Origin of the sequence: Rhizobium mayense (assembly GCF_030272705.1) — a bacterium.
Lineage (GTDB): Bacteria > Pseudomonadota > Alphaproteobacteria > Rhizobiales > Rhizobiaceae > Rhizobium > Rhizobium mayense.
On sequence record NZ_JARFYM010000022.1, the window covers coordinates 1 to 20,220 of the forward strand.

A 20,220-nucleotide genomic window follows, 5' to 3' on the forward strand; every position below is an offset into this window, starting at 1 on the left:
GAGCCCACCGGCATTCATGACCAACCTCCAAAAGGCAGTCTTGAATCTGATTTGCCTCGACTTGGAAAGCCAAACCGTTAAATCGTCACCACAGCCTAGGCGGTGCGCTTGGCCTTTGCGAGCGACCAATAGGCCGGGCCCGACTCGACCTTGTAGCCGATATCGATGCGCGGATTTCGGGCAATCACATAGGACAGGGTGATAATGCCGAGCAGGGGAAGATCGGTCAGTACCTTCTTTTCAGCCGCCTGGATGATCGCGATGCGCTTATTGAAATCAGGTTCGTTCTGGGCTTGAGCAAGAAGATCATCAATGCCGGGAATGGCGACGCCGTAGTGGCTGTAATTGCCCTGTCCCTTGCCGTCGGCCTTGACTTCGGCCGCGGCGGCGAGCTGCGAGGAGAGCGTCAGCGTCGGTACCGGCGGGAAGCTCGATGAGTAGAGAGCGAGCGCATTCTTGTCGAGGCGGTTGTCCGCATGGAACGCGTTGTGGTCGATCATGCTGAGATCGAGTTTGATATTCGCCCCACGCAACTGTTCCTGTATCATCAACATGATCGAGGAGTAGTCCTCGCGCTGGCTGACGTAGCAGGGGATCGTCACGCCGTCGGGAAAGCCTGCCTCGGCAAGCAACGCCTTCGCCTTTTCCGAATCGGGCTTGTATTGCAGTTCCGGCGGCAGATCGGCGAGCTTCACGGAGCCGGCAAACTCTGAAGCAACCACCCCGACCATGGGTGCCGCAATGCCGTTGAAGGCGGTGGCAATCGCCATGTTGTCGATGCCGTAGCGTATGGCTTGCCGCACCTTGAGATTGTCCAGCGGCTTGCGCGTCAGATTGATATTGAGCGTATTGTGGCTGCCTGGCGCCGTCGCATCAAAGATCGTCTGCGGCAATCGCTGCTTGATCGAGTCGATCCAGCCTGGCGCACGCACGCCTTCGATCATATCGACCTGACCGGATGCAAAGGCGAGGGTGCGTGCCGTCGTATCGGCGATGTAGGAGATCTGCAGATTGGGCGTGACTGGGGGGCCGTCGAAATGATCCGGAAAGGCAACGAACTGAATTCCGTCCGTCTGGCTGAAGGACTTGACCTGGTAGGGACCGGTGCCGATCGGGTCGGTGTTGTAGCCGTCGCCTCTCTCCTCGAATGCCTTCTTGCAAAGAATTGAGACACTGAGCGTCGAAGCGCAACTGCCGTTGAACAGCGGATCCGGGCTTTTCAGCGTGAAGCGGACCGTCACCGGGTCCACGGCCTCGCAGGTGGCAATGTTGGAATAGAAGACCTTGTTGGCCGTCGGCAGTTTCGGATCGAGCTGGCGGCCGAATGTGAAGACGACGTCATCGGCGGTTACTTCGCCGTAGCCCTTGTGAAATTTCACGCCCCTGCGGATTTTGTAGGTCCAGGTCTTGGCATCGGCTGAGGATTCCCAGCTTTCGGCGATGCTCGGCAGAAACTCTCCCGGCTTCACCGCCCAGCGACCATCGGGTGCTTTCACCAAGGTGTCGTACATCTGGTAAATCCCCCAGTTGTCGCCACCGTTGAGACCGGTCTGCTGCGGATTAAGGCCGACTGGGCCGCGGGCGGCAAGCGCGATTGTGATGCTGCCGCTATCAGCCGCAAAGCTCGGCGCACTTGCGACGCTGGAGCCCAAGGCGGCTGCGGCTGTCACCAATCCGGTTTGAACGAGAAACTCCCTGCGCGAAACGCTCATCCTGTTTTCCTCCCAGATGCGTTCGAATGATTGTCAGCCGCCGATCGAGATCTCCTATGCTTCATGTTCGCTGTTTTCATCGTGCGAGGATCGATGCGACCGGCCGTTCAAGACAATCCTATAGGCTCGATCTGCTGCCCCTCCCAAGGCCTCAGCATAAAATCAGATCGGATATAAGATTGCTCATCAGGCACTATGCTGGTGAGTGGGGTGCGCGTCAAGGGAGCGCCTTGGAATATCACTAGAAGCCTCCCGCTTTCGGGCGGCATCTCCGGCAAGCGCATAGAGGAGCGCTCTGTCGCGGGCGGTTCCGCGAAAAGCTCAACAGTTCCCGAAGGGGCCGAGCCTCGGCGGAATCCCAGTTTCTTGCTTCCCCGCCCGCCGTCGATGAGTGCAGCGGGCGGGATAAGCATCCGATCAAAGATGCGGATTGCGCGGCCGGTATTTTTTCACCAGACGCTGATTGATCTCCTTGGCGCCTGGCATGTTGGCGCTGAGATAGACGGGCGGGTCGCCGTCCTTGCAAAGTTCGGCGGCGACTTCGGCGAAGATTGCGTTCAGCACCGTGGCACCGATGGCGGTCGATGCCGGCCCGACTCTGAAATCACCGCCCGGCAGATCGATGAGGGCGTCGCCCGGCGGCAGGCCGTTGTCGAAGACGATATCGGCGATATCGGCCAAGCGGCGACGGCCATTGGCGATGGCCGCGGAGTAAGCGAGCGAGGTGATGGCGATGACAGTAGCGCCGATCTCGCGGCCGTAGTCAGCGGCCTCGATCGGGGCGGCGTTGACGCCGGAATTGGAGGCGATGATCAGGACATCGCCGGGCTGCATGCCATAGCGTTCGAAGATCGGCCGTATCAGACCCTCGGTGCGTTCATAGACCGAGCTGATGACGGCGCCTTCATGCAGCATGGCCGAGCCGACCAGCACGGGGATGGTGAAGGCGAGGCCGCCGGCGCGGTAATGCACCTCCTCCGCCAGCATGTGCGAATGACCAGTGCCGAAGACATAGACGCGGCGGTCGGCTCGCGCGGCAGCGCAGATGACTTCGGCTGCCTTCGCCATCGGTTCGGCGAGCGTTTCGCTCAAGGTTTCCAGCCGGCCGATGATGGCGGAGAAATAGCTGTCCGTGACTGCGGTCATTGCGCGCCTCTCTCGTTTGCGTTTCAGGCTGACGGCTGGCCCGAGATCCAGGTCCCGGTGACTTCGATGCCATCGTTGATATGGACGAGATCGGCACGAGCGCCAGGCGTCAGGTGACCACGATCCGCGAGCCGCAGGAAGCGGGCCGGATAGGACGTCGCCATGCGCAAGGCTTCCGCCAGCGGCAATTCGAGGACGTTGACGCCGTAGCGGATCGTCGATGCCATATCGACGTCGGAGCCGGCGAGCGTGCCGTCGTCCAGTGTCAACTTCGAGCAATAGCCACCCTTGGTGCGGTAGACGGTGCGGCCGTTCAAGGTGAAGCTCGGAAGATCGGTACCAACAAGCGACATGGCGTCGGTGACGAAGAACAGCCGACCTTCGCCGCGCTTGGCGCGAAGTGCAATGCGGAGCGCCCGCGGATCGACATGGTGGCCGTCGGCGATGATGCCGCACCAGGGCGCGGGATGGTCGATCGCGGCTCCCACGAGACCCGGCGCGCGATGGCCCATCTGGCTCATGGCATTGAAGAGATGGGTGACGCCGCGGGCACCGGCGTCGAAGCGGGCATCGGCCGCCTCCGCAGTGCAGTCGCTGTGGCCGATACTGACGATGACGCCGCCTTCGTTCAGCGCCTGCACCTGGCGTTCGGTGACCTGCTCCGCCGCCATGGTAATAAGAAGGGTGCCGATCGCCTCGCGGGCGCGGATGAAGGTCTTGACGTCGCTGTCCTCGACGGGGCGCATCAGCTCGGCCAGATGCGCGCCCTTGCGGGCCGGCGCTAGGTGGGGGCCTTCGAGATGCAGGCCGGCGACGCCACGATTGGCCTTGACGGCCTCGGTCGCCGATTCGATCGCCGCCGTTGTCGCCGCTGCGACATCGGTGATCAGCGTCGGCAGCAGCGCCGTGGTGCCGTAGGGGCGATGCCCGTCGGCGATCATATACATGGATTCGGCAGAGGGCTCATCGTTCAGCATGCGGCCGCCGCCGCCGTTCACCTGCGCATCGATGAAGCCGGGGGACAGCACGCCGCCTTGAAGGCGGATGACTTCGGCATTGTCGGGCACATTGTTGGCGGCGGTGATCGTGTGCACCCGGCCATTGCCCATCACCAGGGCGCTATCCTCATGAAACCGTTCGCCGTCGAAAATGCGGGCGCCGGTAAAGACCTTGTAGTCCATCACATGGTCTCCGTTACCTTGAGAAGATTAGCCGGCTTATCCGGATCGAAGCCCTTGCGCCGCGTCACGGACTCGACGAGGCGATAATAGCAGAGCAGCGACACCAGCGGGTCGAGCAGGCCGTTGCCGGTGGTGGGCATGCGCAGGTTAATGCCGGGGAGCGCGGCGGTGGAGAAGGATACGGCCGTGGCGCCAAGCTTCTGCAGGCGTTCTAGCGCCTTGGCATTGTTGGCGAAGGCGGCATCATCCGGCGAAAAGGCGATGATCGGGAAGCCGGGCTGCACCAGCCGCATCGGCCCGTGCATCAGCTCAGCGAGCGAAAAGGCCTCGGCATGCAGGCCCGAGGTTTCCTTGGCCTTCAGCGCCGCCTCCAGCGCGATGGCGAAGGCAGGGCCGCGGCCGCCGGTATAAAGCGACGTGGCGTTGAAGAGCACGTCCTCGGCGGCCTTGCCGTCGATCCCCGATGTCGCCGCGAGCGCTTCCGGCAATTTGGCGAGGCCGGCGGCAAGCCTCTGGTCTCCCGAGATTGCCGCGGTGACGCCGGCAAGTGCGGCGACGGAGGCAATGAAGGATTTCGTGGCGGCAACACTCTTTTCCGGACCGGCATTGAGGCCGAGCACGATGTCGGCCTCCTTGGCGAGCGGGCTGTCGGCGACGTTGACGACAGCAATCGTCGTGGCGCCGCCCTGCTTGGCGGCTGCCTGCAGCGCGATGATGTCGGGGCTGCCGCCGGATTGCGATACTGTGAAGTGGACGCCGCCCTTCAGGTGGAGAGGAGCGCCATAGACCGAGGCGATCGAAGGGCCGACCGAGGCGACGGGCACGCCATGGCAGATTTCGAAGAGATATTTGAAGAAGGTGGCTGCGTGGTCGGAAGAACCGCGCGCTGCCGTCGTGATCACAGAGGGGCGGCTGGAGGAAAAGAGCTTTGCGATTTCGGCAAAGACGGGCTTTTCCTTCTCAAGCAGGGTCGCCACGACGTCAGGCGACTGGCCGGCCTCCGCCAGCATCAGGGATTGGGTCTCGCTCATGGGTCATCTCCAATTCTTAATTCGGCAACGAAATCATAGGCATCGCCGCGATAATGCGAGCGGGTGTATTCAACGACGCGCTGGTCTTCCAGGCGTGAAATACGTTCGATCAAAAGCGCCGGCGCGCCGGCCTTGACGTTGAGGATCGATGCGGAGGTCGGATCGAGTGTCACCGCCGTCAGCCGCTGCAGGGCCCGGACCGGCTTGAAGCCATTCCCCGTCAGCGCATCATAGAGCGAACCCTCGGAAACCGCATCCTCGCCCAGAAATTTGATCGGAACGACGGCGCGCTCGATGGCGAGCGGCTGGCCGTCGGCAAGACGCAGGCGGTCGAGCCGTAGCACCGGCTCATCTTGGCCGAGACCGAGCAGGAAGGATTCTTCCGGGGCGGGCGGGCTGACGGTACGCGAGAGGATCTTTGCCGCCGGCTCGCGGCCACGCGAGCGCATATCGGCAGAGAAGGAGGAGAGGCGCCAGAGCGATTGTTCGATACGCTCGACGCGCTCCGACACGAATGTGCCGCTGCCGTGACGTGACTCGATCGCACCCGAGGCCAGCAGATCGCGATAGGCGGTGCGGACCGTGACGCGGCCGACCTGCAAGGCCTCGGCCAGATCACGCTCGCCCGGCAGTGCCGTTCCCGATTTGAGCAGGCCTTCCTGGATGAGGCCGGTCAGCGCCTGCGCCAGGCGTTTGTACAACGGCCCGGTCATGGCCTCGTCGCGCAGGCCACGGCTGTTCAGTTCTGCAATCAAACTGGTTCTATCCATGGGTTCTTTGTAGAACCTATTTAGAACCAATTCGCAAGATGAATCTGATCTGTAGCCTGAATATGAATCGACGGGGCGCGAAGTGCGCCTCAAACGTCACGCGCTCGCCTGAGCGCACGGAGGTTTCTCTAGTCTTTTGAATCTAGGCGATTTTATCCGCTTTCAAGTGGTTCCACCTGAAAGCGGAGTGCCTGTGGCCGACAATTTCGGGAAATTGCGCCCTCAGCTCAATTCTTGGTGAAGATGTAGTCCGTTTCCTGGCGCAGCACTTCGCCGGGGCGAAGAACGGCGTTCGGGAAGCCCTCATGGTTGATGGCATCCGGCCAGACCTGAGTTTCCAGGCAGAAGCCGGCGAAGGGGCCGATCTTGCGGCCGTCGTGGCCGGGAACGGGAACATCGAGCTTGAAGCCGGCGTAGAACTGCACGCCGGGCTCGGTCGTGCGCACTTCCAGCGAGACGCCGGAATTGACGCTGCGCGCCAGAACGACCGAGCGCTTGGCGGTGCGCTCCGAGGACAGGCAGAAATTGTGGTCGTAGAGCGCCTGTTCGGCGCCATCGAAGCGCTTCATCGGCGCCATTTCGCGGAAATCGAAGACGGTGCCGGCGACGGGGCGAACCTCGCCTGTCGGCACCTGCTTCTCGTCCGTCGGCGTATAGTGATCCGCGGCGATCATGATGTCATGACCGAGCGCGTCGTCGCGGCCGTCGAGGTTGAAATAGGCGTGCTGGCAGACATTGGCGAGCGTCGGCTTATCGGTGGTCGATTCGTAAGTGATCGAGAATTCGCCGTTGCCATGCACCCAATAGGTTGCCTGGATCGTGCACTTGCCGGGATAGCCGGCGCGGCCGTCGGGATCGACGATCTTCAGCACGACGCGGTCGGCGGCGTGCTCGACGATCGTCCAGTTGCGCTTGGCGATGTTGTCCTTGCCGCCGTGCAGATGGGTGACGCCTTTTTCGTTGAGTTCGAGCTGATATTCCTTGCCGTCCAGCTTGAAATGGCCAGCGCCGATGCGATTGGCGCAGCGGCCGGGCGTGGCGCCGAAATACGAGGAATGAGCGGGATAGTCGGCGAAATTATCGAAGCCGAGCAGCAGCGCCGGGCCGTGACCTTCCAGGCGCAGGTCCTGGATGACGGCACCCCAGGTTATGATGTGGGCCGTCAGGCCGCCGCCTGATATCTTGACGCGATAGACCGTCTCGCCATTCGCCGTCGTTCCAAAAACTTCGCGTTCCAAACCATTGTCCGTCATTTCAGCTATCCATTCCTATTGAAAATTCGAAGCCAGAACCTGCCCCCATTTGCGCCGGTCCGCAATCAGTCGATTGCGAAATTTAGGCGCGGCGGATTGTCGATCAAGTGCCACTCGGGTTTTCCCTCGACGGCCGCGGAAGCGGCAGACTGCGCTGGAAATGTGCAAGGCGTACGACAGAGGGGTGCGTCGGTTTTGGTTTGGGCTTGTCAGGAGAGTTTGGTTTTGATTTAGCCTTGTGCGCAACCGGCAGACTCGCCTGACCATAACCATCAAACAGGCAAGACAGAGACTAGCGGTCAATCAAGTATGATCAACGCGACAATTCCCGCGTCGCCTTCTCCAAACCGCCGAGCGTCAGCGGATACATCCGCTCCGCAAGCAAGCGGCGGATGATCGAGATCGAGGTGGTGTGGCTCCAATAGCCTTCTGGCACGGGATTGAGCCAGACGCATTTGCGGAAATGGCCGGTGATGCGGTTGAGCCAGACCTCGCCGGCCTCCCTGTTCCAGTGTTCCACCGAGCCGCCGGGATGGGTGACCTCATAAGGGCTCATCGAGGCGTCGCCGACGAAGACGACGCGATAATCGGAGCCGAAGGTGCGGATCAGATCGGCCGTTGCTGTGCCGTCGACTCGCCGGCGGCGATTGTCCTTCCACACGCCTTCGTAGAGGCAGTTATGGAAATAGAAATACTCCATGTGCCGGAATTCGGCGCGAGCCGCGGAGAACAGCTCCTCCACCACGCGGATATGATCGTCCATCGAGCCGCCGACATCGAAGAACATCAGCAGTTTAACGGCATTGCGCCGCTCCGGCCGGGTCTGGACGTCGAGGTAGCCATGTTCGGCGGTGGAGCGGATCGTGCCCGAAAGGTCGAGTTCTTCGGCTGCTCCTTCGCGCACCCAGCGGCGGAGCCGTTTCAGCGCCACCTTGATGTTGCGGGTGCCGAGCTCGATGCTGTCGTCGAGATTTTGGAATTCGCGGCGGTCCCAGACTTTCACCGCCTTGCGATGATGGGATGCCTCCTGGCCGATGCGCACGCCTTCGGGATTGTAGCCATGTGCGCCGAACGGCGAAGTGCCCGCCGTACCGATCCATTTCGAGCCGCCCTGGTGCCGTCCCTTTTGTTCGGCAAGACGCTCACGCAGCGTCTCCATCAGCTTTTCGAAGCCGCCGAGCGCCTCGACCAGCTTCTTTTCCTCGTCCGTCAGATGTTTTTCGGCGAGCTTGCGTAGCCATTCCTCGGGGATGGCAGCCGCCTCGGTCGCCACCCTGTCACCGCCGACTGCCTCGACACCGCGGAAGTAGTCGGCGAAGACCTGGTCGAAACGGTCGATGAAGCGCTCGTCCTTGATCAGGGCCGCTCGGGCCAGATAATAGAAGGCCTCGACATCGTAGTCCGCGATCCCTTCTTCCATTCCCTCCAGAAGCGACAGGAATTCCCGGAGCGTCACCGGAACCTTCGCTTCCTTCAGCTTCAGGAAGAAGGGAATGAACAAGGTCAGAACCTCTCTTGGCCGATCTCCTCGAGATCATAGGGCGTGGTCTGGTAGATCTCGTTGATCCAGTTGCCGAAGAACAGATGCGCGTGGCTGCGCCAGCGGTTCTGCGGCGCGATCTCCGGGTCGTTATGCGGGAAATAATTGTGCGGCATTTTGATCGGCACGCCCGCATTCACGTCACGGAAATATTCATCCGCCAGCGAGGTGGAATCATACTCCACGTGATTGAACATGTAGAGACGGTTGCAGGCCTGCTCGTGGACGAGACAGACGCCCATCTCGCTCGATTCCATCAATATCTGCAGGCCCGGCACCTTTTCGATGTCGGCGCGGCGCACTTCCGTCCAGCGCGAGACCGGAATGGCGAAATCGTCGGAGAAACCGTTGAGATAGACCGAGGACGGCTTCAGGTTCTGGTGGCGATAAACGCCGAAGGCCTTTTCCTTCAGCGTATATTTAGGCACGCCATGGAAATGGTAGGCGGCCGCCATGGCGCCCCAACAGACGTTTAGCGTCGAATGGACGTTGGTCGCCGTCCAGTCGAAGATCTGCTGCATCTCGTTCCAGTAGGTGACGTCCTCATAATCCAAGAGCTCGATCGGTGCGCCGGTGATGATGAAGCCGTCGAATTTGCGTTGCTTCACCTCCTCCCAGGTCTGGTAGAAGGCGAGCAGATGCTCTTCCGAGGTGTTCTTGGCCTTGTGGCCGCCGATGCGGATCAGCGAGAATTCCACCTGCAGCGGCGAGGCGCCGACGAGACGCGCCATCTGCACCTCAGTCTTGATCTTGTTCGGCATGAGATTGAGAAGCCCGATCTGAAGGGGGCGGATATCCTGACGGATCGCCACCGTTTCGGTCATCACCCGCACGCCCTCGGTCTGGAGGGCTTCGAATGCGGGCAGCGTATCGGGAATCTTGATGGGCATCTTTTCACACCACTAAAAACAAAAAACCGGCCGCGACAAGAATCGCTACCGGTCCGCACGCGGCCCTTTAGCGACTTTTTTAACGTGGCTGCAAGCCGGCCGGCCAAATCACCACGGGAGAAATTCAATAGACCTGCTGCCCCTGCGGGTCAATGGGGCAAGCTTTGCGGGGCTGGCGCTGCGTTCTGATGTCGGTTGCCGCTTACAGATGTTCAAGAAGCGCTTGTGTGGCGGCTTCTTAGATTGTTGGCTCCGGGGCTGCCTCGCCCTTCGAGGCCTTGGCCTTTGCGCTGACGCTCCAACGCCAAGGCACCTCAGGGTGAGGCAGAGAGAGTTTGCGCGCAGGAGCAAAAGATCAGCCCTCACCCTGAGGTGCGGAGGCTGAAAGCCGCAGCCTCGAAGGGCGAGGGCGGGTGACTTTGTTCCCCCCTCCTTATCGGGAGAGACTGCAATTGCTGTCTGATCAGCGGGAATGTCGAACCTAGCTTATCTCCCTTGTCCGCGCGCCATGAAGGCCAGCCGCTCGAATAGGTGCACATCCTGCTCGTTCTTCAGCAAAGCCCCATGCAGCTTCGGCAGAACGCTCCTGGCATCCCCGCGCAAGGTCGCCGGATCGATGTCGTCGGCGACGAGGAGGCGGATCCAATCGAGTGCTTCGGAGGTCGAGGGTTTCTTCTTCAGCCCCGGCACATCGCGGATCTCGAAGAACTGGGTGAGGGCGGCCCGTACCAGCGTCTGCTTGATGCCGGGATAGTGCACCTCGACGATGCGTGTCAGCGTTTCGGCGTCGGGGAAGCGGATGTAGTGGAAGAAACAGCGGCGCAGAAAGGCGTCCGGCAGTTCCTTTTCATTGTTGGAGGTGATGATGACGATCGGCCTCACGGCGGCACGGATCGTTTCGCCGGTTTCGTAGACGTGGAACTCCATGCGGTCGAGTTCCTGCAGCAGATCGTTCGGAAATTCGATGTCGGCCTTGTCGATCTCGTCGATCAGCAGCACGCATTTTTTCGGCACCGTAAAGGCTTGCCAGAGCTTGCCTTGCCGGATGTAGTTCCTGACGTCATTGACCCGCGCATCGCCCAACTGGCTGTCGCGCAGGCGCGAGACTGCATCATATTCATACAGACCCTGCTGCGCCTTGGTGGTCGATTTGATATTCCATTCGATGAGGTCGAGATCGAGGGCTGAGGCGACCTGACGGGCCAGTTCGGTCTTGCCGGTACCCGGTTCGCCTTTCACCAAAAGTGGCCGTTCCAGCCGAATGGCGGCGTTGACAGCGACCATCAAATCCTTGTCGGCGATATAGTCTGCGGTACCCTGAAATTGCATTGGAAGGCTTTCATCAATCTTTGAGGCGCAAGCTATTCCTTGGCCTTACTCGGTTCAAGACGTGAAACGGTGTATATACCGAACGTGATCACGTTGACGTACCACATGGATGGACATGTGAGCGGGTCATGATTAACTGAGGATTAAGTGCGTTGCAGGGAAGTGTTGATGGCAGTTGAAACGCAAGCCAAGCCGAATATCGGGGGAGCTGACCAGGTCGGTTACGATTTGAGCGTCCTCTATCGGCTGCGGATGATGGTTTCCGCCTTTTGGAATTCCGCCGTTCGCGTCAAGATTATTTCGCTTACGATTGCGTTATTCGCGATTATCTTGGTCACGGCCTATGTCCAGGTCCTGCTCAACAATTGGAATGCGCCCTTTTATGATTCGCTGGCGCGGCGCGACACTGGCGCGTTCTTCCATCAGCTCGGCATCTTCGGCATCATTGCTGGCTCGCTTTTGGTCCTCAACGTGGTACAGGCTTGGCTTAACCAGATGGCCGCGCTTTATATGCGCGAGGGCTTGGCGCGTGATCTCGTCGACCAATGGCTGCAGGCCAAACGCGCTCTCCGTCTCGCTTCCTCCGGCCTGATCGGCGTCAATCCGGACCAGCGTCTGCACGAGGATGCACGCAATCTCGCCGAAAGCACGACGGGCCTGGCGATCGGCCTGGTGCAGGCGACGATCCTGCTGCTCAGCTTCATCGGCGTGCTGTGGGAACTGTCGAGCGGCATGGTTTTCAATTTCAAGGGCATGAGTTTTGCCATCCCCGGCTATATGGTCTGGGCGGCGATCCTCTATGCCGGTTCGGCCTCGTTCCTCAGCCAATTCGTCGGCCGTCGGCTGGTGCGGCTGAATGCCGACCGTTATTCCAAGGAAGCCGAGCTGCGCTTTGCGTTGATGCATGCCAACGAACATATGCCGGCGATCACCATTGCCGGCGGCGAGGAAAACGAGCGGCGGCGGATCAATGTCGATATCTCGGCCGTGCTCGCCGTTATCCGCCAACTTGCCATTGCCAATACCAATCTAACCTGGGTTTCGGCCGGCTACGGCTGGCTGGTGCTGATCATTCCGATCCTGGTGGCTGCGCCCGCCTATTTCTCCGGCGGGCTGACCTTTGGCCAGTTGATGGTGGCGGTCGGCGCCTTCAATCAGGTCAATTCCGCCCTGCGCTGGTATGTCGCCAATTTCGGCCCGATCGCCGAATGGCGCGCCACGCTGATGCGCGTCACCGATTTCCGTCAGGCGCTGACGGAGATGGACGACGGCGCGGACATGCCGCATACCATCGCTTTCGATCAGGCTGCGCCCGGCACGATGGTCTGGACCGACATGGAGATTTCCACCAAAACCAGCGAGGACGCCATCGAGAACGGCTTCCGTATCCGCGAAGGCACGGTGACGATCACCGCCGGCGAGCACATCATGATCAATGGTGATCATGGCGTGAACCGCAGATTGCTGTTCCAGTCGTTGGCGCATCAATGGAATTGCGGCTCGGGCACGATCAGCCTGCCACCGATGGAAGATATGTTGTTCATGCCGCATACGCCCTATGTGCCCGGCGGTACACTGCGCGAAGCGATCTGCTTTCCCGAGGATCGGGATGCCTATGACGATGCCGCTGTGGAAGCTGCGATGGACAAGGTCGGCCTCGGCCGATTGAAGAGCCGGCTCGATACGCAGGCGCGCTGGGACCGGCTTTTGGACAATGACGAGCAAAAGGCCGTCTCCTTTGCGCATCTGCTGCTGTCAAAGCCGAAGTGGATCATCCTTGACGAAGTCATGGAAGGGCTGGAGCCGGATATGCAGGCCAAGTTCTCGGCGCTGCTGACGGAATTCACCGACGCCACTGTGGTCTATATCGGCCGCTCGGACGCCTATCTCCAGGCGATGTCGCCGCGCGTCCTGCATCTTCAGGCGTTGGTGTCGCCCGAGGAGCACGAAGAGGTCGTCGCGGCAGCCGTACCGCCGGCGGCAGCGGTACCGGATGCGACGCCCAAGAAGGCGAATGCACCATCGCGGTAGTTTGCGGCGGTGTCAGGAGTGCTTTGCAGACTTCTTGGGACGCCCACCTTTGGCACCGTTTGCACGGCTTGCCGCGATTTTCGCGGGGGAGCGGGATTGGCCGCCACGGCGCTGGGCTTCCATAAATGCTTTTGTGCCGAATATTCCGTTCATCAGACCGGTAATTGTGTAATCGGCGTCGAGACTTTCCCAATGCAGTCCCGTCTCGCCTAAGAGCTCGACTTCGGCCAATTGCGCAGCCGTTGCCTCTTCCAAACCCTCTAGCGAGCGGGCTGGGAACATAAAGGATGCTCCGTTCGTAAATTCAACAACGACGCGTTCCGACAGGTTATCGAAGCGAACGGAAACCGGAATAGGTCTTTCAGCTCGTTCGGCCTCCCAACGCTGCTTTGCTCGCGCCAATTCCGCATCAGTGACCTCAACCATGATATTTTCTCCAGGTGTCGAGGAACAATTGCTGGTTTGCTTCTATTGTCGCTACCGCCCGGCGGACGTCTCTATCAGACATACCGCCTTGTGTGATTACGGTTAGATTGACGATATCGATCCGCGCTTCACCTTCGCCGACAACATGAGCATGGGGAGGTTCATGATCCGCTGTATAAACGACGAAGCGCATCCCATGCTGACGAAGAACTGTGACCATGGGAGAAAATAACCTAACAACTTAGGTATTTCAAGTGTCGGTTCGGCAAAAGCATTCACCCGATTATCATTGTGCAAAAACAAAAACGCCCCATCCGTGAGGATAGGGCGTTTCCCGTGAAACAATAGGCCGATCGCTCAGTCCTTGGCGCGCTCGACGTAGGAATTGTCTTCCGTGGCGATGACGACGCGGGTGCCGGCATTGATGTGCGGCGGGACCATGGTGCGCACGCCGTTCGACAGCATGGCGGGCTTGTAGGAGGACGAAGCAGTCTGGCCCTTCACGACCGGTTCCGTTTCGGTGATTTCCAGCGTGACGTGGCGCGGCAGTTCGAGTGCCAGCGGAACACCTTCGTGGATCGACAGGACGCAGGTCATGCCTTCCTGGAGATAGGCTTTCTGATCGCCCATGGTCTCGACATCGACGACGACCTGATCGTAGGTGGCCGGGTTCATGAAGTGGAAGCCTTCGCCGTCTTCGTACAGGTACTGGAAGTTCACGTCTTCGACGAAGGCGCGCTCGACCTGCTCGGTGGTGCGCCAGCGCTCGGACACCTTCACGCCGTCGACGATGCGGCGCATATCGACCTGAGTGACCGGCGTGCCCTTGCCCGGATGAAAGTTCTGAGCGGTGAGGACGACGTAGAGCTTGCCGTCGACGTCGAGAACGTTGCCCTTGCGGACTGAAGAGGCGATGACCTTGACCATAAGACTTCCTTGTAACTCGGCTTGTCGCGTCGTAGAGGACTGTCGAAATACACCTCGAGACGCAGCTATTGTTTGCTTGGGGGCGCAACTACCCTAAATCAGCAGAAATAGCCACCCCCATCCCTGGCGATCCTGAGAAGAAAGCGTGCAATGGAGCCAACGAGCAGCAAAGCGTCCCCCTGGTGGACCCGCACCGTCCACGCGGACCGGCGGCCGTTCCTCATTGGCCGCAATGCCATCCAGGCGGCGCTGCGTCAGTTCTTCATCCGCAACGATTTCATCGAAGTCGACACGCCGACGCTGCAAGTGTCGCCGGGCAATGAGGCGCATCTTCATGCCTTCGCCACCGAGGCGCTGACGACGGACGGCCAGAAGGCGCCCTTCTATCTGCACACCTCGCCGGAATTCGCCTGCAAGAAGCTGTTGGCCGCCGGTGAGGAGCGCATCGCCTGCTTCGCCCATGTCTATCGCAATCGCGAGCGGGGGCCGTTGCACCATCCGGAATTCACCATGCTGGAATGGTATCGGGCAGGGGAGACCTACGAAGCGCTGATGGCCGATTGCGCCGCGCTGCTGGCGCTGGCGGCGAAGACGGTGGGGGCGAAGAAACTCAGCTATCGCGGCGCCGAAACCGATCCGTTTCTGACTCCGGAGCGCATTAGCGTCGCTGCCGCCTTCGAACGTTACGCGGGGATCGATCTGTTCGGGTCGATCGGCCTCGACGGATCGACGGATCGCGAGCATCTGGCAGCCGAGATGCGGCGCGTCGGCATGCGCGTTGCAAAGGACGATCACTGGCCGGATCTTTTCAGCCGCGTGCTGGTCGAAAAGGTCGAGCCCTATCTCGGCTTCGGCCGGGTGACGATCCTCGACGAATATCCGGTCTCGGAAGCTGCCCTCGCTCGGCCGTCGGCGCGCGATCATCGCGTTGCCGAGCGCTTCGAGCTCTACGCCTGCGGCGTGGAGCTCGCCAATGCCTTCGGCGAACTCACCAATGCCGACGAGCAGCGGCGGCGTTTCAAGATCGAGATGGCCGAAAAAGAGCGCATCTATGGCGAGACCTATCCGCTGGACGAGGAATTTCTTGAAGCGCTTGCCGTCATGCCAGAGGCAAGCGGCATAGCGCTTGGCTTCGACCGTCTGGTGATGCTGGCGACCGGCGCCTCGCGGATCGAACAGGTGCTCTGGGCACCGGTTTCGGAGTTTGGTTCATGAATGTGATGCGTCCGATTAGAAATGTCGACGACCTCGAGCAAGCCGGTCTGATCGATGCCGGCGAAGCCCTTTCGCTGGAAGCAGTGGCGGACCGTTACGCCATCGCGCTCACGCCCGCCATGGCGAAGCTGATCGATCGCGCCGATCGCGCCGATCCCATTGCCCGGCAATTCGTGCCTGGGGTGGCCGAACTGGTCGTCACGCCGGAAGAGCGGGCCGATCCGATCGGCGATCATGCCCATAGCCCCGTCGAAGGCATCGTTCATCGCTATCCCGACCGCGTGCTGCTGAAGGCGGTGCACGTCTGCCCGGTCTACTGCCGCTTCTGTTTTCGCAGAGAAATGGTTGGACCGCAGGGACTTGGGACGCTGGATGCTGCGGCCCTCGATGGTGCCTTTGCTTATATCCGCGATCATCGCGAGATCTGGGAAGTCATCCTGACGGGTGGCGATCCGCTGGTGCTGTCGCCGCGCCGGCTGGAGGAAATGCTCAGGGCGCTCGCCGACGTCGAGCATGTCAAGATCGTCCGGTTCCATACGCGCGTACCCGTTGTTGATCCGCTCAAGGTTGATGGAGCGCTGATTGAGGCGCTGAAGGCGAGCGGCAAGACGGCCTATGTGGCGCTGCATGCCAACCATCCGCGCGAGCTGACCGCGGAGGCGCGCGCCGCTTGCGCCCGGCTCGTCGATGCCGGTATCGTCCTGGTCAGCCAATCCGTGCTGCTGAAGGGTGTCAATGACGATCCGGATGTGCTGGCAGCATTGATGAAGGCTTTCGTCGAGACGCGGATCAAGCCTTATTATCTGCATCACCCCGATCTTGCCCCCGGCACCAGCCATTTCCGTCTGACGATCGCGGAGGGTCAGGAGATCGTCGCGGCATTGCGCGGCCGCATTTCCGGCCTCTGCCAGCCCACCTATATCCTCGATATCCCGGGCGGCCACGGCAAGGCGGATATCGGTAGAAAAACCGTCCGCGAGCTCGGTGAAGGCTGCTATTCCGTCTCGGACTATCGCGGCGGCGAGCATATCTATCCGCCGGAGGGATAGGCTCGCTTGCGGTTTGTCCCGTTACACCTGCTCCATGACGTTCAAGGCGCGGTATTTGAGGAAATTTTCTAAAAAATTTAGTGCGTTAACCCTGTTGTTAAGTGCCGCGTTTCTGCAATTCATCCTATGAAAATTTTAGAAATTTAAGATATTTCTGTTTAAACGCCGGGTTGTATGCCTTACATAGGGTAAATTATATTTAGACAATCCTAAAAAATAAAGTTTTATTGCTAAGTATAACCAGGTTATATTTACCAAGTCGCTTAGCAGAATGTTCTATTTTCCCTGTTACTTCTGGGCTCAGGATAAGACGGCCTAGCTGCCGTCGTGTTTGCGATTGCCTGGAGGTACTACAGAATGAATGAGACGATTCGCGAATTGCTGGCCAAGTTTGGTGCGCTCCCCGTTGCGGTGGATCAGATTACCGACGACGCCGATCTCTACGCGGCAGGGCTGTCGTCCTTTGCGTCGGTACAGCTCATGCTCGGCATCGAAGAGGCCTTCGACATCGAATTTCCCGACAATCTGCTGAACCGCAAATCCTTTGCGAGCATCGTCGCCATCGAAAAGACGGTCGCAATGATCCTGGATAGCCGAAAGGTCGCCTGATGAACGTCGCGGTCGCTTTGGTTGAAGGCGGAGCCGGAGACAAAGCTGCGGTGCGCGCCGCGCGCGTCGCGGCAATCGCCGGCAAATATGCTGATATAGTCGACTCCGAGGGCCGGTTCCCGCGCGAGGCTGTGGATGCGATGCGTGCCGAGAGGCTGCTGTCGATCCAGATCCCTGCCGATCTTGGCGGCGAGGGGGCGTCGATCACCGAAATAGCCGAGCTTTGCTCGATCCTCGGCCAGGCCTGTGCGGCGAGCGCCATGGTTTTCGCCATGCATCAGATCAAGCTGTCGAGCCTGGTCGAGCACGGCGCCGGCAGCGATTGGCACCGCGAGTTCATGCGCCGTATTGCCAAGGATCAGCTTCTGCTGGCTTCTGCGACGACGGAAGGCGGCATCGGCGGCAATCTCCGCAACAGCATTTGCGCCATCAAGGTGGAAGGCGACCGCTGCTTCCTGGAGAAGGACGCGACCGTCATTTCCTATGGCGCCCATGCCGACGCGATTCTCATCACTTCGCGCAGCCATGCCGAAGCGGCCTCATCCGACCAGGTGATGACGGTCTTCCTTAGGGATCAATACACGCTGGAGCGCACCGTCGAGTGGAACACGCTTGGCATGCGCGGCACTTGCTCCGACGGCTTCCTCTTCAAAGGTGAGGCGCCGGCTGTGCAGATCCTGCCGAAGCCGTTTGCCGAAATTGCCGCGCAGTCGATGTTGGCAAGCTCGCATCTGCTCTGGAGCGGCGTCTGGTATGGCATCGCTGCCGATGCGGTAGCCCGCGCCCAGGCATTCGTCCGCGCCGCGGCCCGCAAGTCGCCCGGCTCGCAGCCGCCCGGCGCGCTGCGGCTGGCGGAAGTCTCCAGCCTGTTGCAGATGGTGAAATCGAACGTCGTTGCCGGCCTGAAAGTCTATGAAGAGGCCAAGGTCGATGCAGACCGGCTCTCCTCGATGGCCTTCGCCGTCGCCATGAACAACGTCAAGATCGCGTCGTCGGAAATGATCCTGCCGATCATCAACCACGCGATGCTGATCTGCGGCATCATGGGCTACAAGAATGGTACGCCCTACAGCCTTGGTCGCCATCTGCGCGACGCCCATTCCGCTCAACTGATGATCTCGAACGACCGCATTCTCGGCAATACGTCGACCATGCTGCTCGTCCACAAACAAGATACCAGCCTATTAGGGTAATCGTCATGGATATGCAGACCTCGTTTCTCGACCGTCTTTTCGATTCCGGTCTTCTGATCGACACCGGTGTTGACGGTCTCTATGGCCGGAGCGGCCAGTTTGAAGACGTCATCACCGCGTTCGAGCGACTGATCGACAAGTTCGGGGGCGCCGACGGTGCCGAAGCCATCCGGTTTCCGCCCGGCATGAACCGCGCCTTCTTCGAAAAGAGCGGCTACATGAAGAGCTTTCCGCAGCTCGCCGGCACGGTACACAGCTTCTGCGGCAACGAGCTGGATCACATGAGCCTGCTGAAGTGCATGGAAGTGGGTGAGGACTGGACGAAGGATCAGGAAGCGACCGACATCGTGCTGACGCCGGCGGCTTGCTATCCGCTCTATCCGACGGTCGCCAAGCGCGGCGCACTACCTGACGGCGGCGCACTCTTCGACCTGCAATCCTATTGCTTCCGCCATGAGCCTTCCAAGGATCCGGCTCGCCAGCAGCTCTTCCGCATGCGCGAATATGTCTGCATGGGCACCGATAAGCACGTGACGGATTTCCGCCAGAGCTGGATGGATCGCGGCGTCGAGATGATGAAGGCCGTCGGTCTGGACGTGACCATCGACGTCGCCAACGATCCGTTCTTCGGCCGCGCCGGCAAGATGCTTGCCAATAACCAGCGCGACCAGAACCTGAAGTTCGAGCTGCTGATCCCGATCACCTCGACCGCCAAACCGACCGCCTGCATGAGCTTCAACTACCATCAGGACGCCTTCGGCGCGAAATGGGGTCTGAACTTTGCCGACGGCAGTGTCGCCCATACGGCCTGTGTCGGCTTCGGCTTGGAGCGTATCGCGCTGGCGCTGTTTCACACCCACGGCCTCGACGTCAAGGAATGGCCTGAGAGCGTGCGCAAGGCGCTGTGGGGCTGATCGTCTCCATGGCTGCCGTCTTTCAGGGACTGAACCCCGCCGCTTACAAGCCGCATCCGTTGCACGACAGCGAACGCATGTGGCCGGAAAGCAATTGCTATATCGATCTCTGGATCGAGGTGCTTTCTAGCCGGAGACTGCCGCCGGAAGCCATGCTCGGCTTCACGGTGACGCAGGACTTCGAGGGCGATCAGTTCACCTTCTTCAAAGCGCCGCTCGAAGATCTGGAGGCGCTCTACGGCATCCGCTGTACCGAACTGGCAATCTACGACAAGGTGCAGCACCATGTCGCTGAGCAGATCGGTCGTGGCCGGCTTTGCCTCGTCGAGATGGATTCCTTCTATATGCCCGACACACAGGGTGTGGGTTATCGCCGCGAGCACGGCAAGACGACCGTCGCTATCAACAGGCTGGATATGGCGGGCCGGGAGCTCGACTATTTCCACAACGGCGGCTTCTTCCAGCTGTCCAGCGAGGATTTCGACGGGCTGTTCCAACTGCATCTGACGGAAGAGGATCTGCCCTTCCTGCCCTATACCGAATTCGCGAAGTTTCCGGAGAGCACGCCGGGCGATGCGGCCATCCGGCAGACATCCAGGCAACTTCTGGCCTTCCATTTCCGCCGTCGTCCAACGGCCAATCCCGTCCGCGCCTTCGCAGCGGTTTTCCCGGCACAGGTGGAAGCGGTGGCCGAGCGGCCTTTCGGCTTCTTCCACAAATATGCCTTCAATACGCTGCGCCAGCTCGGCGCCAATTTCGAGCTGGCGGGCAGTCATCTCGACTGGCTGTCGGCGGATTTTTCCGAGGCGGCCAGTGCGGCACGGCGGATCTCGGAAGTGGCGAAATCGGTACAGTTCCAGCTTGCCCGCGCCATAACCCGCAAGAAATTCGAGCCCCTGCAGACGGCCCTTGATCCGGCTGCGGATGCATGGGATTCCATGATGGGGCTGCTTGAACAAAAGCTTTAGTGGCACATGATCCTATCCAAAAAGCTGCTTTGCACT

General features: G+C 60.3%; 19 protein-coding genes and 1 riboswitch. Of the genes, 7 read left to right on the forward strand and 12 right to left on the reverse strand.

Going from position 1 to position 20,220, the window contains the following annotated elements:
* Nucleotides 1-95: 95 nt before the first annotated feature.
* The 9 genes from PY649_RS22615 to PY649_RS22655 form a co-directional block, all read right to left on the reverse strand.
* A complete protein-coding gene (locus PY649_RS22615) occupies nucleotides 96-1,712 on the reverse strand; it encodes an ABC transporter substrate-binding protein (RefSeq protein WP_285870959.1) in 1,617 nt (538 codons plus the stop codon).
* A gap of 417 nt (nucleotides 1,713-2,129) precedes the next feature.
* The gene (locus PY649_RS22620) at nucleotides 2,130-2,858 is read right to left on the reverse strand and encodes an SIS domain-containing protein (RefSeq protein WP_285870960.1); all 729 of its coding nucleotides are present in this window, start codon (nucleotides 2,856-2,858) and stop codon (nucleotides 2,130-2,132) included.
* Between the two features lie 23 nt (nucleotides 2,859-2,881).
* Nucleotides 2,882-4,039, reverse strand: coding sequence for an N-acetylglucosamine-6-phosphate deacetylase (gene nagA, locus PY649_RS22625; protein ID WP_285870961.1), 1,158 nt, complete (start codon nucleotides 4,037-4,039; stop codon nucleotides 2,882-2,884).
* Nucleotides 4,039-5,070 (reverse strand): SIS domain-containing protein, encoded by a 1,032-nt coding sequence (locus PY649_RS22630; protein WP_285870962.1) that lies wholly within the window; start codon nucleotides 5,068-5,070, stop codon nucleotides 4,039-4,041. Before PY649_RS22630 ends, nagA begins: the two co-directional genes overlap by 1 nt.
* Nucleotides 5,067-5,840 carry a GntR family transcriptional regulator gene (locus PY649_RS22635; protein ID WP_285870963.1) on the reverse strand — a complete coding sequence of 258 codons (774 nt, stop codon included), beginning with the start codon at nucleotides 5,838-5,840 and terminating at the stop codon, nucleotides 5,067-5,069. The genes PY649_RS22630 and PY649_RS22635 overlap by 4 nt, the downstream gene beginning before the upstream one ends.
* A gap of 227 nt (nucleotides 5,841-6,067) precedes the next feature.
* Nucleotides 6,068-7,093 carry an aldose epimerase family protein gene (locus PY649_RS22640; protein ID WP_285870964.1) on the reverse strand — a complete coding sequence of 342 codons (1,026 nt, stop codon included), beginning with the start codon at nucleotides 7,091-7,093 and terminating at the stop codon, nucleotides 6,068-6,070.
* 313 nt (nucleotides 7,094-7,406) lie between these two features.
* Entirely contained in the window at nucleotides 7,407-8,594 is a 1,188-nt protein-coding gene (locus PY649_RS22645; protein WP_285870965.1) for a vWA domain-containing protein, read from the reverse strand.
* Between the two features lie 2 nt (nucleotides 8,595-8,596).
* Entirely contained in the window at nucleotides 8,597-9,523 is a 927-nt protein-coding gene (gene metA / locus PY649_RS22650) for a homoserine O-acetyltransferase MetA (protein ID WP_285870966.1), read from the reverse strand.
* A 47-nt stretch (nucleotides 9,524-9,570) separates the two neighbouring features.
* A riboswitch (SAM riboswitch) is annotated at nucleotides 9,571-9,648 on the reverse strand.
* 361 nt (nucleotides 9,649-10,009) lie between these two features.
* Nucleotides 10,010-10,852 (reverse strand): AAA family ATPase, encoded by an 843-nt coding sequence (locus PY649_RS22655; RefSeq protein WP_285870967.1) that lies wholly within the window; start codon nucleotides 10,850-10,852, stop codon nucleotides 10,010-10,012.
* Between the two features lie 168 nt (nucleotides 10,853-11,020).
* Between PY649_RS22655 and PY649_RS22660 the strand changes: the two genes are divergently transcribed.
* Nucleotides 11,021-12,883 (forward strand): ABC transporter ATP-binding protein/permease, encoded by a 1,863-nt coding sequence (locus PY649_RS22660; protein WP_285870968.1) that lies wholly within the window; start codon nucleotides 11,021-11,023, stop codon nucleotides 12,881-12,883.
* Between the two features lie 12 nt (nucleotides 12,884-12,895).
* On the opposite strand, the gene PY649_RS22665 is transcribed toward PY649_RS22660, so the two are convergent.
* The 3 genes from PY649_RS22665 to efp all read right to left on the reverse strand — a co-directional run bounded on the left by PY649_RS22665 (nucleotide 12,896) and on the right by efp (nucleotide 14,236).
* Nucleotides 12,896-13,309 (reverse strand): DUF2442 domain-containing protein, encoded by a 414-nt coding sequence (locus tag PY649_RS22665; protein ID WP_285870969.1) that lies wholly within the window; start codon nucleotides 13,307-13,309, stop codon nucleotides 12,896-12,898.
* Nucleotides 13,302-13,529 carry a DUF4160 domain-containing protein gene (locus PY649_RS22670; RefSeq protein ID WP_285870970.1) on the reverse strand — a complete coding sequence of 76 codons (228 nt, stop codon included), beginning with the start codon at nucleotides 13,527-13,529 and terminating at the stop codon, nucleotides 13,302-13,304. The genes PY649_RS22665 and PY649_RS22670 overlap by 8 nt, the downstream gene beginning before the upstream one ends.
* Before the next feature lie 137 nt (nucleotides 13,530-13,666).
* Complete coding sequence (gene efp / locus PY649_RS22675; RefSeq protein ID WP_285870971.1) at nucleotides 13,667-14,236, reverse strand: elongation factor P; 570 nt, start codon at nucleotides 14,234-14,236, stop codon at nucleotides 13,667-13,669.
* A gap of 150 nt (nucleotides 14,237-14,386) precedes the next feature.
* Here efp and epmA point away from each other — a divergent pair, with 150 nt between their 5' ends.
* From epmA to PY649_RS22705, 6 genes are all read left to right on the forward strand, one after another.
* Nucleotides 14,387-15,451, forward strand: a complete 1,065-nt coding sequence (gene epmA / locus PY649_RS22680) for an EF-P lysine aminoacylase EpmA (protein ID WP_285870972.1) — start codon at nucleotides 14,387-14,389, stop codon at nucleotides 15,449-15,451.
* The gene (locus PY649_RS22685; protein WP_285870973.1) at nucleotides 15,448-16,500 is read left to right on the forward strand and encodes a lysine-2,3-aminomutase-like protein; all 1,053 of its coding nucleotides are present in this window, start codon (nucleotides 15,448-15,450) and stop codon (nucleotides 16,498-16,500) included. Before epmA ends, PY649_RS22685 begins: the two co-directional genes overlap by 4 nt.
* Nucleotides 16,501-16,857: 357 nt before the next feature.
* Complete coding sequence (locus tag PY649_RS22690) at nucleotides 16,858-17,109, forward strand: acyl carrier protein (RefSeq protein WP_285870974.1); 252 nt, start codon at nucleotides 16,858-16,860, stop codon at nucleotides 17,107-17,109.
* Entirely contained in the window at nucleotides 17,109-18,302 is a 1,194-nt protein-coding gene (locus PY649_RS22695) for an acyl-CoA dehydrogenase family protein (RefSeq protein WP_285870975.1), read from the forward strand. Before PY649_RS22690 ends, PY649_RS22695 begins: the two co-directional genes overlap by 1 nt.
* Nucleotides 18,303-18,307: 5 nt before the next feature.
* Nucleotides 18,308-19,216 (forward strand): amino acid--[acyl-carrier-protein] ligase, encoded by a 909-nt coding sequence (locus PY649_RS22700; protein ID WP_285870977.1) that lies wholly within the window; start codon nucleotides 18,308-18,310, stop codon nucleotides 19,214-19,216.
* A gap of 8 nt (nucleotides 19,217-19,224) precedes the next feature.
* Nucleotides 19,225-20,184: a DUF1839 family protein gene (locus PY649_RS22705; protein ID WP_285870978.1), complete on the forward strand. Its 960-nt coding sequence runs from the start codon at nucleotides 19,225-19,227 to the stop codon at nucleotides 20,182-20,184.
* The last annotated feature ends 36 nt before the right edge of the window (nucleotides 20,185-20,220 follow it).